The 14946-nt window shown below is 57.1% G+C and carries 10 protein-coding genes; all 10 read left to right on the forward strand.

Going from position 1 to position 14946, the window contains the following annotated elements; genetic code table 11:
- Positions 1-28: 28 nt before the first annotated feature.
- The 10 genes from ABIB90_RS38370 (at position 29) to ABIB90_RS38415 (ending at position 14827) form a co-directional block, all read left to right on the forward strand.
- A complete protein-coding gene (locus ABIB90_RS38370) occupies positions 29-847 on the forward strand; it encodes an ABC transporter permease (RefSeq protein ID WP_354202621.1) in 819 nt (272 codons plus the stop codon).
- Complete coding sequence (locus ABIB90_RS38375) at positions 837-2204, forward strand: ABC transporter ATP-binding protein (protein ID WP_354202622.1); 1368 nt, start codon at positions 837-839, stop codon at positions 2202-2204. The genes ABIB90_RS38370 and ABIB90_RS38375 overlap by 11 nt, the downstream gene beginning before the upstream one ends.
- The gene (locus tag ABIB90_RS38380; protein WP_354202623.1) at positions 2197-7743 is read left to right on the forward strand and encodes a rhamnosyltransferase WsaF family glycosyltransferase; all 5547 of its coding nucleotides are present in this window, start codon (positions 2197-2199) and stop codon (positions 7741-7743) included. The genes ABIB90_RS38375 and ABIB90_RS38380 overlap by 8 nt, the downstream gene beginning before the upstream one ends.
- A gap of 34 nt (positions 7744-7777) precedes the next feature.
- Positions 7778-8833, forward strand: a complete 1056-nt coding sequence (locus ABIB90_RS38385; protein WP_354202624.1) for a hypothetical protein — start codon at positions 7778-7780, stop codon at positions 8831-8833.
- A 481-nt stretch (positions 8834-9314) separates the two neighbouring features.
- Positions 9315-10082, forward strand: a complete 768-nt coding sequence (gene rfbF / locus ABIB90_RS38390; protein WP_354202625.1) for a glucose-1-phosphate cytidylyltransferase — start codon at positions 9315-9317, stop codon at positions 10080-10082.
- A gap of 2 nt (positions 10083-10084) precedes the next feature.
- The gene (gene rfbG, locus ABIB90_RS38395; protein ID WP_354202626.1) at positions 10085-11167 is read left to right on the forward strand and encodes a CDP-glucose 4,6-dehydratase; all 1083 of its coding nucleotides are present in this window, start codon (positions 10085-10087) and stop codon (positions 11165-11167) included.
- Positions 11164-11715 (forward strand): dTDP-4-dehydrorhamnose 3,5-epimerase, encoded by a 552-nt coding sequence (gene rfbC, locus ABIB90_RS38400; protein ID WP_354202627.1) that lies wholly within the window; start codon positions 11164-11166, stop codon positions 11713-11715. Before rfbG ends, rfbC begins: the two co-directional genes overlap by 4 nt.
- Positions 11712-12938, forward strand: coding sequence for a methyltransferase domain-containing protein (locus ABIB90_RS38405; protein ID WP_354202628.1), 1227 nt, complete (start codon positions 11712-11714; stop codon positions 12936-12938). The genes rfbC and ABIB90_RS38405 overlap by 4 nt, the downstream gene beginning before the upstream one ends.
- Positions 12935-13789: an NAD-dependent epimerase/dehydratase family protein gene (locus ABIB90_RS38410; RefSeq protein ID WP_354202629.1), complete on the forward strand. Its 855-nt coding sequence runs from the start codon at positions 12935-12937 to the stop codon at positions 13787-13789. Before ABIB90_RS38405 ends, ABIB90_RS38410 begins: the two co-directional genes overlap by 4 nt.
- A gap of 660 nt (positions 13790-14449) precedes the next feature.
- Complete coding sequence (locus tag ABIB90_RS38415; RefSeq protein WP_354202630.1) at positions 14450-14827, forward strand: hypothetical protein; 378 nt, start codon at positions 14450-14452, stop codon at positions 14825-14827.
- Positions 14828-14946: the final 119 nt, after the last annotated feature.

Genomic DNA, 14946 nt, shown 5'->3' on the forward strand with positions numbered 1-14946 from the left:
CATCTGAAGCTGCAGCGGTTCTTGGTTGATGCAGGAGTTTTCGATTTCTCCGCTGAAAATGCTGGTGGACTTGTGGCGCAACCGCGGCCTGATACGCGCTCTGGTGCACCGGGAAGTGGTCGGACGCTATCGCGGATCCGTGCTCGGACTGTTCTGGTCATTCTTCAATCCGATTCTGATGCTAATCATCTACACACTAGTCTTCAGCGTGGTTTTCAAGATGCGCTGGAATGTCGGGAGTGACTCGAAGACTGAGTTTGCGATGGTGCTGTTTCCCGGCCTGATCGTATTCACGCTTTTCTCGGAATGCTTGAACCGCGCGCCCAGCCTGATCCTGAGCAACGTGAACTACGTCAAGAAGGTGGTTTTTCCGCTAGAGATACTTCCTTCGGTTGCGCTGGGTTCGGCGATCTTTCATGGCGCGGTGAGCATGTGCGTTTGGTTTATTGCATATCTGTTCTTGTTTGGAATGCCGCACCTCACCGTCGTGCTGATCCCCCTGGTTTTGCTGCCGCTGCTGCTTTTCATTTTGGGGGTAAGCTGGTTCCTGGCCTCACTCGGTGTCTATTTGCGCGACGTCGCGCAGTTCATGGGCATGATCACCACGATCCTGATGTTCCTGTCGCCGATCTTTTATCCTGTGAATGCATTTCCGGAGAAATATCGCAGCCTGCTGTTCCTAAATCCGATAACGCCCGCGATCGAGCAGGCGCGGGATGTGTTGTTCTGGGGGAAGGTGCCGGACCCGTCGGCATACCTGATCTATCTTTTGGGCGGCGCCTTGGTCGCATGGTGTGGTTTTGCCTGGTTTCAGAAGACTCGCCGGGGGTTCGCCGATGTTCTCTAGGGAAACTGCGATCGAGGTGGTGAACCTCAGTAAGTGCTACCAGATCTACAACAAACCGCACGATCGCTTGAAGCAGTCCTTACTTCCGCGGCTGCGCGCGCTGATGGGTAAGGTGCCGCAGCAGTATTTTCGTGAGTTCTGGGCGCTGAGAGACGTTTCCCTTGAGGTTAAGAAGGGCGAAACCGTCGGTATCATCGGTCGCAACGGCAGCGGAAAATCGACCCTGCTGCAGATGATCTGCGGAACCCTCAATCCAAGTAGAGGTGCGATCAAGATCAACGGCCGCGTGGCTGCGCTACTTGAGCTCGGAGCTGGCTTCAACCCAGAGTTCACTGGTCGCGAGAATGTCTATATGGCTGCTAAGCTCTATGGGCTGACCGAGGCTCAGATCGCCAGCCGTTTCGAACGGATCGCTGCATTTGCCGATATTGGCGATTTCATTGAACAGCCGGTGAAGACCTACTCGAGCGGCATGTATGTCCGGCTGGCCTTTGCGGTGATTGCTCATGTCGACGCCGACATTCTGGTGGTTGACGAAGCACTCGCGGTCGGGGATGCGGTATTCATGCAGAAATGCATGCGCTTCATCCGCGAGTTTCAAAAGCATGGCACTCTACTCTTTGTAAGCCACGATACCGCTGCAGTGCAGAACTTGTGTGAATCCGCGATCTGGCTGTCCCATGGCCAAGTCCGGATGACCGGTACTTCCAGGGAGGTCTCCGAAAGCTACCTCCAGTTCACGCTACAGGAGGTCTACGGCGAAGAAGCCAAGTTGATCTCGGTCACCTCGGACCAGCCGGCGGGCGGGACGGCGTCTGAAGTATTGACAGTGAGTCCTCGCGCGGCACCTGTTGTGGATTATGGCGCCGTCGCCAGCGTACGCGACAATACCGCCGTTGCTACCGGTTGGAAGACTGGCCACGCCGAAATCCAGTCCGTTTCTTTAACTAAATTGTCAGCCGGTCCGCACGGGATTTACCAGGGCGGCGAGCGCGTTCGCATGACCGTTCGCGCCAAGGCGCACGGTCCGCTCGAGAAGCCGGCCGTGGGGTTTCTGCTTCGCGATCGATTGGGACAGGATCTGTTTGGAGAGAATACTTTTCCATTCACTGATCGGACGCCGATCCGCATCAAGTCGGGCACGACATTCGAAGGCGTGTTCGAGTTCCGTCTACCGATGCTTCCGGACGGGCAGTATGCTGTCATGGCTTCGGTCGCAGACGGCGATCGCTACGACAACATCCAGCATCATTGGATGCATGACGCGCTGATCGTCAACGTCACTTCAAGTAAAATTCGTTACGGGCTCGTGGGGGTTCCATTCGAGCGCGTGGAGTTGAAGATTACGGATGATTAAACGTACGCTCCGCGAGCTCTACGCCAGCCACACGGGAAAGATGTCCGACAAATGGTCGCTCTATCTCGATGAGTATGACCGCCTGTTCGCGTCGATGCGAGATGGTCCGGTCCGGCTGCTTGAGATCGGTGTTCAGAACGGCGGTTCGCTCGAGATCTGGCCACAATTCTTTCCGAAGGCGCATGCGATCATCGGGTGTGACATCAATCCGGATTGCGAGCGGCTGACGTATGATGATCCGCGCATTGGCGTCATCGTAGGCAATGCAAATGATTTACAGACCCAGCAGCGTATCCTACAGCGAGTAGGACAGTTCGACATTGTGATCGATGATGGGTCTCATCTGTCGAGTGACATCGTCAAGACTTTTGCGTTGTATTTTCCTCATCTGGCAAATGGCGGTATCTTCATCGCCGAGGATCTGCATTGCAGTTACTGGGGTCAGTTCGAAGGCGGCCTTTACTATCCCTATTCCTCGATCGCGTTTTTCAAACGCCTTGCGGATGTCATCAACCATGAGCATTGGGGAGTGCCCAAGGCCCGCGGCGAAATTCTGCGCGGCGTCTTCGACAAATACGGATGCGCGTTTGACGAGGAAACCCTAGCGCTCATCCATTCGGTCGAATTCACCAATTCGATTTGCGTGGTGAGGAAAGCGTCCGCTGCAAACAATGGCCTTGGTTTGCGTGTTATTTCAGGTACCCTTGACGTGGTTCTCCCAGCCAAAAAGGAATGGAATGGCACTCCGTATGAGCTGGATCCGTATTTCGACGAAAGCAAGAATATTTGGACCAACCGATCCGCCGCGCCCGAGGAGATGCTCATCGAGACGGAGCGCGAGCTTCGGACGTCAATCGAAACGATCGAAGACCTGAAGCAGAAAAACGAACAGCTTATTCGCGAGCTCGATCAGATTCGCAGTTCCACGAGTTGGCAACTGAGTGCGATGCCGCGGCTTTTCGCGGATCGAATGCGAGGTCTGGTGTCCGACGTGCCGCGGATCGGGACTCTGCGTCCGATACTCGGCGCAGGCGTGAAGTCGCTCCGACACGCGTTTTCCAAGAATAGTTCGACAACCGGCCGGCGTCTTCGTCGATTTGTCTTACGACACGGCTTCGTTTTTTATCAAAAACACATGAGGCACACTCAGTTGGGCCGCGTCGTTGCGCAGTATGTGCGTGACCACGGGCTAATCAGTTCGTTCGACTTGCATTCGAGTTTGCTCCCCCAAGGGAGCTTGGAGGCCGCTGCGACCGAATCTACGCATCGATCGGACGTCGAGGTACTTTCTCAAGTGCCAGGCTACCACCTAAGCCCTCCGCTAAATTTCGAGGTAGTCGACGATCTAGCTATTCGGCCTGCTGTTAATGTGCTGCTGCCGAGTCTGCGCCTGAAGAGCATGTCGGGCGGTCCCAATACAGCGCTACTGCTCGCATCCATGTTGGCAGAGCGCGGCGAGCCTATCCGATTGGTCGCCTGCGATACGTCGCTAGAGGGCGAAGAGGACGCGCTATTTCCCTACATGGAGCGGCTATTGGGCCGGCCCCTCGCCAGGGGCCGCATTGAGATCGTCGATGGATTCGATCGCACCAGACCGATCCAGATTGGTATCCACGATGTATTTCTCGCCACAGCCTGGTGGACCGCCCAGATTGCGAAATACGCCGTCGCCGATACTTCCATCAAGACGTTCATTTACTTGATTCAGGATTTCGAGCCGATCCTGCACGAGGGCTCTACGTTTCAGGCCCGTGCGCACGAAACGTACGGACTGCCGCATGTCCCAGTGATCAATACCAGACTTCTGCTCGACCATTTGGTCCGGGAAGGTGCAGGACGGTATGGAGACCCGGCATTTGCGGCCGATGCGCTATGGTTCAACCCAGCCCTGGATCGCACCCATTACTTTCCCGCCGCTTCTCAATCAAAGAAGAAAGTACTGCTGTTTTACGCTCGCCCCAGCTTCGCCCGGCGCAATCTGTTCGAAATTGGTCTTGTCGCGCTGCGGCGCGCCGTCGCATCCGGCGTGATCGACCGAGATAATTGGGAAGTCTGGGCGATGGGCGAGAAGATTCCGCCGATTGCGCTCGGCGAAGGTGTGATGCTCAATCCGCTGCCGTGGATGAGCTTTGACGACTATGCCGCACGCGTGCGTTCCGCCGATCTCATGCTGTCGTTGATGCTGTCACCGCATCCAAGCTATCCGCCGTTGGAAATGGCTGCTTCAGGCAAGCTGGTCGTCACCAACAGCTACTCGGTAAAGACGGCAGAGCGTATGCGGGCGTTCTCACCAAACATTATCGTTGCTGAGCCCAACGCCGAAAGCGTTGGACGGGCTATCGAGAACGCGGTGAGCCGGATTAACTGCGGCCTACCGAGTTACGACCCCTCTGGCGCTATCGCGTTACCAGGGGACTGGGATCAAAGCCTCAATGGGATCGTCTCGAAATTAGTTGCGCGCCTGGAAAGGATGCGTGAGCCTGCGCCGGAATCAGCACATTCGCTGGCGCAGGGCTTGCCATCCGTGGCGAAGAGCGACTATGAAGCCTATCGTAAGACGAGCCTCGCCCGTCGTCGTCAAGATGGAATGTACCACCAGACACCCGGCCTGCTTTCCTTCGTCACTACGGCCTACAATACCGATCCTCGGTTCCTCGAAGAACTTAGCAACAGCGTTTTTCGTCAAGACGGCGGAATGCATTTCGAATGGTTAGTTCTCGACAACGGCTCCACGGAGGAGGGGACCCGCCGCGCCCTTGCAAGGCTCGCACGCCATCCGGGCGTGCGGCTTGAGCGCGTTGAGGGCAATCGAGGCATTATCGGCGGAATGCGGTACTGCCTCGAGCGGGCCTCGGGCCGTTATATTCTGCCGCTCGATTCCGACGATCTAATCGAGCCCGATTGCGTCCACGTGCTCACTCGTTTCATCGAAGATAACAACTATCCTGCGTTGCTCTTTACCGACGAAGACAAGTTGGACTCGGGGCGGTTTCATACGCCGTATTTTAAGCCGGACTGGGATCCCGTGCTGTTCCTGCACTCCTGCTACATTGCGCATCTTTGCGCCATTGATCGCGAGTTGGCGGTGCAGTTTGGCTTATACAGCGACGGCTCTGCCGAAGGCTGCCACGACTGGGACAGCTTTATCCGTTTCATGCTCGCCGGCAAACAGGCGAAGCATGTTCCAGAAGTACTTTATAGTTGGCGTATGCATACCGCATCGACGTCCGGAAATATCGAATCGAAATCCTACATCACTGAGTCCCATCAGAGGACGCTGCAGAGATTTCTTGATCGCTCCGGGGCGACAAATATCGAACTCGTGAACAGCCCGCTCTTCCAGTACAATGTGGACTGGTGGTTTCGGCGAAAACGATCGCATGCGCAATCGATTCAGACGATTTTAATTGGTGCAGCGGATGTTCCGTCCGACGCGGGAGCAAACCCGATGGCCATCGTGCTGGAGCGCGGAAATGTTGCCGACCTCGCCGATGTGATCGAGCGAATCGACAGCGATCTCGTTCACCTGCAATGGCACGGCATTTTACCAATCGACGACGAGTGGCGGTGGGACGCGATGGCGCTGCTCGAATTGTTCGCCGATGCGGTGATGGTCGGCGGCATGCTGCACAACGACTCCATAATTGTGGATGGTCCGCGCGTGTTTGGCTACGGCGATGGCTGCGATTGTCCGGACCAGGGTCGCGCGCTGACCGATCCTGGCTATGGTGCGCGGATGTGGAAGCCGCATACGGCTTCGGCTGTCTCGACAGCACATTGCGTCGTCCGGACGTCGTTCCTGAAGCGGTGCTTGGATGAACTGCGGCGCGAAGCTGTCGCGATCGAAATGCTCGGTGCTTGGCTGGGCGCGTTGGCGGCAGAGGCAGGCAATCGGGTTGTCTATTCGCCCTTCATGCGCGCACGTGTCGACAGGAGCTTTACCACGGTTGTGTCCCGTAGCGCGACGGCGCGTTGGTTGTCGCGGTTCTGGTCAATGATCCCGGACCAGCGGGTCTATTCTCCAAGGCTAAGCCTTGAGCGGGAACTCCCCTACCGGGAAGTCACCGAAGGCAATCTCCAGCATCTGGCGCGCCTGCAGGCTCGGCTTATCGACTACTCCGACTGGCTGGACATGCATATTGCGCTGCGGCGGTCGCGCTACCAGCTCTCGGCTCAGACAGTCTCGGTTTCGCTCATTACGACGGTTTATGAAGGGACAAAAATCGACCTGCTCGACGCGCTGGCGGCGTCAGTTATGGCGCAAACTTTAAAGCCAGTGGAGTGGGTCATCGTCGCACACGGACCAATCGCGCCCGCCGCACTTGCCCACATCGTACGCGAGGGGGCCGATCATTGGCGCGCAACGATCGTCGTTGCGCCGGCGCCGTTAGGCATCATGGGTGCTATGCGTCGCGCGCTACATGAGGCGCAGGGCGACTACATCGTGCCGGTGGATGCGGATGACTTGCTCACCGTAGATGCCGTTCAGATTCTGGCGAGTACGATCGCGCGATTGGACCGGCCGGATATGATCTTTTCCGATGAAGACGCGCTTGTCGAAGGCAAGCCGGTGTCGCCCTATCTTCGTGCTAAGTTTGATCCGGTGCTCAATCTCGAGAGTTCGTACATCTGGCACTTGTGCGCCATTGATCGGCAGCGCGCGTTATCGCTCGGCCTCTACACTGATTCCGGCGCCACATGGTGTCACGATTGGGACAGTGTCATGCGGATCTCCGATGCGAATGGTCGGATCGAGCACGTTCCCGAGGTGCTTTATCACTGGCGGCAACATGCCGCTTCGACTACCCACAAGCCTGAGGGCGACGATCGCTCGATAGAGGCAGTGAAGCATGTTCTTGAACGTCAGATCGCCAAGTTGGCCGCGCCCGACCGGTTCTGGGTTGCCGAATGGCCGGAGTATCGCGGCGCGCGCGAACTGTATATCGCGCGCAAGACCGATTCCCTGCCTCAACTGATCTGGGCGGGCGACACAGCGCTGGCTAAGACTGCCGATTCTGATGCTATTTTGGTGTTCGCCGCCAACGGGGTCATGCTAGAGTCGCAACACATTGCTGTGGAGGTGGCCCGTCTGCTCGAGTTGCATCCCATGATCGGCGCCGTGGGAGGCATCGTTGTCGATCCAGACGATTTCGTGGTGGACGGATGCTGCATGGTCAATCGGGCTGGTTCGCTGGAATCGCCGTGGTTGGGCCGGAGCGCGGCCTGGTCAGGCCCTTATGCCTTGGCCCTGAAGCCTCAGACGGTGACGACAACTGGCAATTCGCTTGCGTTTTTTCGGGTCGCCGCGCTGAAACGCATCGGTCTTTGGCCGCTGGAAATAAACGAAAATTCGCCAGTCCGCGACATATGCCTTCTGCTTGCAAAGGATGGATGGAGCACCGCGTTCTCGCCGCTTGTGCGGGCGCGGAGCGGGGGCGCGGTCCAATGCGACGCAGGCAGTGCTCGATCGCTGCCTAATATGCGGCGCGAGAGCGAGGCGCTGGTCAGGTACGGAATTGGCCTCAGTCATATGAACTAATGTGTTTGAGTCGGTCAAAACGTGGAGACTGCTCATGTCGTCGGGGGTTGCCGCTGTGGTCCAGCCGCAAATTGCCGTCATCTACCTTGCGAGGTTCGCAGAGGGCGTCGCGCCAGTTCGCAATTTCATCGATTCTTATAGGCACCACTCGATCGGCGCCGACCATGACCTGGTGATCGTTTGGAAGGGCTTTCCTAATGACGATCCGTCCGGTTCTCCACAAGAAGCCATTTGTAGTCAGGTTGAGCATCGATCGATCAAAATGACCGATGAGGGTTTCGACATCACAGCTTACAAGCTGGCCGCCGAAACGTTGCCCCATGAGTATGTCTGCTTCCTGAATACTTTTTCCGAGATCGAATCCGACGGTTGGTTGGGCAAGCTCCATATTCACGCATCGCGAGACGATGTAGGCATCGTCGGCGCAACCGGATCTCTCGAAAGTGTCCGCGAGAGCATGAAGGGCATGTCAAAAGCGGTGTGGCTTTGCAGCCAAGGAATCCCCTACGATCCGCTAATTGCCGCGCAGTGGGGCCACGAGATAGCAAAGCATGCGCCGAACTGGTTGGCGCAGCAGCCGCCATCGCTCTATACACGCGCACGACGATTTGCCAAGCGATTTCTGACGCAAAAATTAGTTGCGCCAAAATCATCGAGGCGCAAAGAGATTGAAGATGGATTCGAGGTGGTTTGGGCAGAGTATGGCGCTAAATACGCCGGATTTCCCTCGTTTCCTAACCCTCACATTCGCAGCAACGCTTTCATGTTGCGGCGCCCGCTATTTCTGGATGCGCTTCCCCCGACCCTTGTGACCAAGGAAGATTGCTTTGAGTTCGAGAGTGGTCATACGAGCATGACGAATAGCATTGTGCGGCGAGGTCTATACGCTGTTGTCGTCGGCGCTGATGGTAAGGCGTACCGCTCCTCTGAGTGGTCGGGCAGCAAGACTTTCCGATCTGGCGGACAAGAGAATATTCTCGTATCGGATAATCAAACGCGCGGTTTCGAGGCGATGTCGCTAGCGCGCCGGAAGTTGTACGAGCAGTGGACGTGGCACGGAGTAGAGAACCCACGTAATTTAGTTCTGTGACAGTGCGAAATCACTTGGAAACATTGGCTGATGACCGGAGGATCGAGGCCTCGGGTGTCGCCGACGGCACGCTATTCTCTGCTCCCAACGGTCTGTGTGGTGCTGAACCCGGCGGAACCGATTTGCTAATAGTGAACCTCATCGGCGATCATGCGCATCAGTCCCTTGACCGAAAGCCCGAGGCTGGTGCGGAACTTCTTGGGAGCTGCGAGTATTTCGGGTTCACGACGGCATTCAAGTGCGCTCTAGGCTGCCTTACAAGAGTGGCCTCGTCCGGCCAAACCGAGCCGCCGCTACCCGAAAGCCTCTGTTGGAGCGAGAACGCGGGAGATCTGCTTGATTTCCGCCGGACGTGTCGGTATGGGGTTTTGGGCTTTTCCTGATAAAAGCGGGCCTAGGTCGATGAAACCGGACACGCCGCTCCGCGGGGGCGAGGCCCGAATCGGTGATTCTGTTGTTCCTGAGCTGAGTGAGAGACAAGATGAAAGTGATCATTCTCGCCGGTGGTTTGGGCACCCGTATCAGCGAAGAGTCCCACCTCAAGCCGAAGCCAATGATTGAGATCGGAGGCAAGCCGATCCTCTGGCACATCATGAAGATGTACTCACATTACGGGATCGATGATTTCGTGATCTGTCTTGGCTACAAGGGCTACGTCATCAAGGAATACTTTTCCAATTACTTCCTGCACATGTCTGATGTCACGTTTAATATGCGCGAGAACAGCATGGAGATTCATCAGAAATTCGCCGAGCCATGGCGAGTGACCTTGGTTGATACCGGCGAGCTTACCATGACAGGCGGTCGCCTGAGGCGCGTCGCGCCATATATTGGTAACGAAGCATTCTGCTTCACCTACGGCGATGGTGTGGCGGACATTGATATTTCGGCGCTCCTCGCCAAGCATCGCGAGGCCGGGCGGCTGGCGACGGTGACCGCGATCCAGCCTCCCGGCCGCTACGGCGCGCTGCATATCGAGAATCAGTCAGTCCACCATTTCCAGGAAAAGCCGGCTGGCGACGGCGCTTGGATCAATGGCGGGTTCTTCGTGCTCGAACCCAGTGTACTGTCCTATCTCGACGGCGACGAAACGGTATGGGAGCAACAACCACTGCAGCGTCTGGCCGCAGAGGGCCAGTTGTCCGCCTTTCGGCACACCGGTTTCTGGCAGGCGATGGACACGCTTCGCGACAAAACTCATCTCGAAGAACTGTGGTCTTCTGGGAAGGCCCCCTGGAAGAGTTGGTGATAATGTTCGGCGATATCTACAAGGGCCGCCATGTGCTGGTGACCGGACACACCGGCTTTAAGGGAAGCTGGCTGGCACTATGGCTCAAGGCGCTGGGCGCGAAGGTGACGGGAATAGCGCTTCCGCCGGAGACCGATCCCCACCATTTCGGCCTGCTGAATCTAGACATCGAGTCCCACTTCATCGATATTCGCGACGAAAAATTGCTGCGCGAACGGGTCCGAATGACAGATCCGGATGTTGTGTTTCACATGGCCGCCCAACCACTGGTGCGGCGCTCCTATCGCACTCCGGTGGAGACCTGGGCCGTCAACGTGATGGGCACTGCTAACGTGCTCGACGCATGCCGCGAGGCTGACCGCCTTGCTGCGATCGTCGTCGTAACGACCGACAAGTGCTACGAAAACAACGAGTGGGTCTGGGGCTATCGCGAGACGGACCGGCTGGGAGGACACGATCCCTACAGTGCGTCCAAAGCCGGCAGCGAGCTTGTTGCAGCAAGTTACCGGAATTCATTCTTCAACGCGCCCGACGCCCCACTGCTGGCCACGGCGCGCGCCGGTAATGTGATCGGCGGCGGCGACTGGTCCGAAGATCGTTTGATTCCGGATCTGGTGCGCTCGATCCGGCACGGCAGGCCGGTGGAGATCAGATCACCGACGGCGACGCGACCCTGGCAGCATGTTCTCGAATGCCTCTCGGGTTATCTCATGCTCGGACAAAAATTGATCGAACGCGATCCCACCTTTGCCGAGGCCTGGAATTTCGGGCCCGATCGGGAAGGCAACCGCCAGGTTCGGCAGGTCCTCGACGCGATCAAGCGGCAATGGCCGGCTGCGGAATGGTACGACGCCGGTCAGATCCAGGCCCACGAAGCGCATCTGCTTCAGGTCGATAGCGACAAGGCCCGTCAGCGCATGCACTGGCAGCCGGTATGGACTTTCGACGAAGGAGTAACAGCCACCGCTGAGTGGTATCGGGTCTGGCTCGAACGAAGCGACGTTATCAGCCGTGAGCAACTCGATCGCTATGTTGCGCGCGCCAGTGCCCGCGAGTTGGCGTGGGCCGAGGGTTCGGCTTCATGAAGCTCGAGCAGACCGGCATCGAGGGTGTCTGGGTTGCGGAGAGCGCGGCCCACCAAGATCCGCGTGGGGCGTTCTCCCGTCTGTTCTGCTCGCGCGAGCAACAAGGCATCATCGGATCACGGTCGATCGTTCAGATCAATCATTCGATCACCCGTCGCGTCGGCGCGCTCAGGGGACTGCACTATCAAAATGCGCCACATGCTGAAATGAAGATCGTCCGCTGCCTCCGCGGTCGCGTGTTCGACGTGGCCGTCGATTTGCGCAAGGGATCGGCGACGTTCCGGAAATGGACGTCACTGGAACTCTCGCCGGACAATCGACGCGCCTTGGTCATCCCCGAAGGATGTGCGCATGGCTTCCAGGTGCTAGAGCCGGATTCCGAACTGCTCTATCTGCATACCGAGTTCTATGCCTCCAAAGCAGAAGGCGCTATCCGTTTTGATGATCCGATGATTGGCGTGGATTGGCCGTTGGGGCCGACCGAACTGTCCGACAGGGACCTCCAACATCGGCTTCTTGACACGAATTTCGAAGGAATCGTCGTATGAAATGCCGTCATTGCCATCACGAGCTCGAACACGTTTTTCTCGATCTTGGTCACGCGCCGCCGTCGAACGCCTATCTGTCGGCTAGTCAACTGCGCGCGCCGGAAATGACGTTTCCGCTGCGGCTCTATGTTTGCGACAATTGCTGGCTAGTCCAGACCGAGGACTATGCGGCGGCCGACGAATTGTTTTCGCGCGATTATGCGTATTTTTCCTCAACCTCCCGCAGCTGGCTGCAGCACGCGGCGCGTTACGTGCAGAAGATCACTGAAATCCTGAAGCTGAACCGTGACAGTTTCGTGATCGAGGTTGCCTCCAATGATGGCTACCTGCTGAAGAACTTCGTTGCGGCGGACATCCCATGCCTAGGGGTTGAGCCGACCAGCAGTACCGCCGACGCTGCAGAAAAAATCGGCGTGCCGGTGCTGCGCAAGTTCTTCGGAGAGGCGACCGCGACGGAGCTGGCGGAAGGGGGCAAGCGCGCCGACCTGATCTGCGGTAATAACGTCTACGCGCACGTGCCTGACATCAATGACTTCACGGACGGCCTTCGGATCGCGCTGAAGCAGGGGGGCACCATCAACCTCGAGTTCCCGCATCTGATGAACCTGATCAGGCTCAATCAATTCGATACGGTCTATCATGAGCATTTTTCTTATCTCTCGCTGACCGCCGTCGTCCACATATTTGCAAGGTCAGGACTGCGCATTTTCGATCTCCAAGAACTGCCGACGCACGGCGGAAGCCTGCGCATCTACGGATGCCACGAAAGCGATCCGCGAAAAAACCAGCCTGTTGTGATGGATATGCTGGAAAAAGAGAAGGCATATGGCTTGCGTGACCTGGCCATCTACAAAGGATTTCAGCGTAAGGCGGACAAGGTCAAGGATGACTTCCTTGAATTTCTGATTACCCAAAAGCGCGCAGGCAAATCGGTGGCTGCGTATGGTGCCGCGGCGAAGGGCAATACGCTGATGAACTATGCGGGGGTCAAACATGATCTCGTGAGTTTCGTGTGCGATGCCGCGGCCTCCAAGCAGGGCAGCTATATGCCGGGCAATCACCTCGCGATCCTGCCGCCGTCCCAGCTTGCGAAGGTCAGGCCCGATTGGGTGGTCATCTTCCCCTGGAACATCGCCGACGAGGTCGTGCAGCAGCAGCAGCAGCTTCTGGCATCAGGCAGCAAGTTCGTCATAGCCGTTCCGGAACTCAAGGTTATTCCGTGAAGGTCCTGGTGACAGGCGCGACGGGGTTTGTCGGGCGGCACGTTGTTAGCACGCTGCTTGGCCGAGGTCATTCTGTTGTCGCTGTCGCCCGCAGCCGCGAGAAGGCCCGATCGCTGCCGTGGTTCACGCAGCTGGAATTTATATCCTGCGATCTTCACCAGGACTTCCGGCCGGCGCTTTCGGGTGGATCTCAGCCGGATGCGCTGATCCATCTGGCCTGGCCCGGTCTGCCGAACTATCGCGACTTCTTTCACCTCGGCCGCAATCTTCCTGCTGACCTATCGTTTCTGGAAGCAGCCGTGGATGCGGGTGTCTCGCAAATCATGGTGGCGGGGACCTGCCTTGAATATGGCATGGAGTATGGGCCGCTGACCGAACAAGGCGCTACGGCGCCGATCACGGCCTATGGTTTTGCCAAGGACGCCTTGCGGAAATCCCTGGAGTTCTTGCGGGAGCAAAAGCCGTTCACCCTGCAGTGGATGCGGCTGTTTTATATGTATGGCGAGGGGCAAAACCCAAAGAGCCTGTTGGCGCAGCTCGATCGCGCAATTGACGAAGACGCTCCATTTTTCAACATGTCGGCGGGCGATCAGCTGCGCGACTATCTGCCGGTCAACGATGTTGCCGCGAATTTCGCTTTGGCTCTTGAGAATCCACTAGCCTGCAATGGGGTCATCAACTGCTGCAGCGGCGCGCCGATATCAGTATTGGATCTTGTGTCGCAACGCCGACGCTCACGATCAAGCGAGATTGAACTGCGTCGCGGTCATTTCCCCTATCCCGATTATGAACCGTTGGCCTTCTGGGGCGTGCCATCCAAGATTAACGCGCTGAAGCCGTCGGCACTGTGAAGTTGGCTACAGATTGGTTGCACCGTTGAGGTTTCAAATCAAAGCAGACGGTTGCTCCGGGCATCCAATTACCGTTGCAGTATGAGTCGATACTCTCTCTTCTCATCCTTCGTGCCCTGTGGACGCGTTTTCCATTGGTTGCCAAAGCTTGCAACCGCCACATGGGGCTTCGTGTCCTAACGAGTTGCCTGTCTGCAGTTCTTGTCGTTTTGTGTAGCCACAGCTTCAAACGAGCCACTCCGATCTACACGACGGCTTCCGGCTATGCAGATGCATACACCGCGCATGGAGAAATAACTCAGTTGGTGGTTGGAATGAGCAATCGTGCGACAAGAGTGCGCGATACCTTTAAAAAAATCATTCTATCGGTAGTCCCCCTGTCCGACGGCTGCTCCAAAGCCCCGATGATTTGAAGGCCACTTTGGATGACTTGCAGGCCAATGTGGGTAACTTGCAAGCGCGTTTGGCAGAAGCGGAGCGCGAAATCCTTTATGCTGGTTACGCCATCGTCCCGCCAAGCATTCTCCAGCTACTGTCGCGGTGTCCGATCCATCAAGCGAGGATGTCAGAGCGGAATTCATCTCGCGCGTCATTGGCTCGTACCAAGCCGCCGTGCGAACATCGGCCGATAAACCTTCGATGTGGACTGGGCGGCAGGTCGTGATTAAGCGCAACGAGCACGATATCTTGATGGATGGCGATATTGCAGCTGTCGGCGAGATGCTGCGCAATCCAGCGCGATCCCGCCTATTCTATGGTTTCGACGAGTTAATGTTGCCACTAGAAGGCAGAGTTGACCCGGCATCCGTACTCGTCAACACGCCGGAATGGCTCTATGATAATCTGCGGCGGCTCGCCGATGCCGTGGGCGCGATTCGTCTCGCGAATTCCGAGAATTGGATTCATCAACCCGATGTCGACCCCGGCGGGATGGAAACTATCGTCGAAAAGCTCGATCAGCGGTTCGGCGTTCGATTGATATTCCCAGATCCCTCTGCCGGTGAGCTAGGGCTGCCGACCTCGCGCGGCATCATTTAGCTAACGGACCATTCAAGCGATCTATCGTAAGCGCGAATTTCCCTGCACCTTTTGCTTTTGAGTGCTCTGATGCATGAGGTGTCCACCAAAATAGGTGGACACCTTGTGATGGCAGACGA

It is taken from the genome of Bradyrhizobium sp. JR4.1, assembly GCF_040548605.1.
In the GTDB taxonomy this organism is placed as follows: Bacteria; Pseudomonadota; Alphaproteobacteria; order Rhizobiales; family Xanthobacteraceae; genus Bradyrhizobium; species Bradyrhizobium canariense.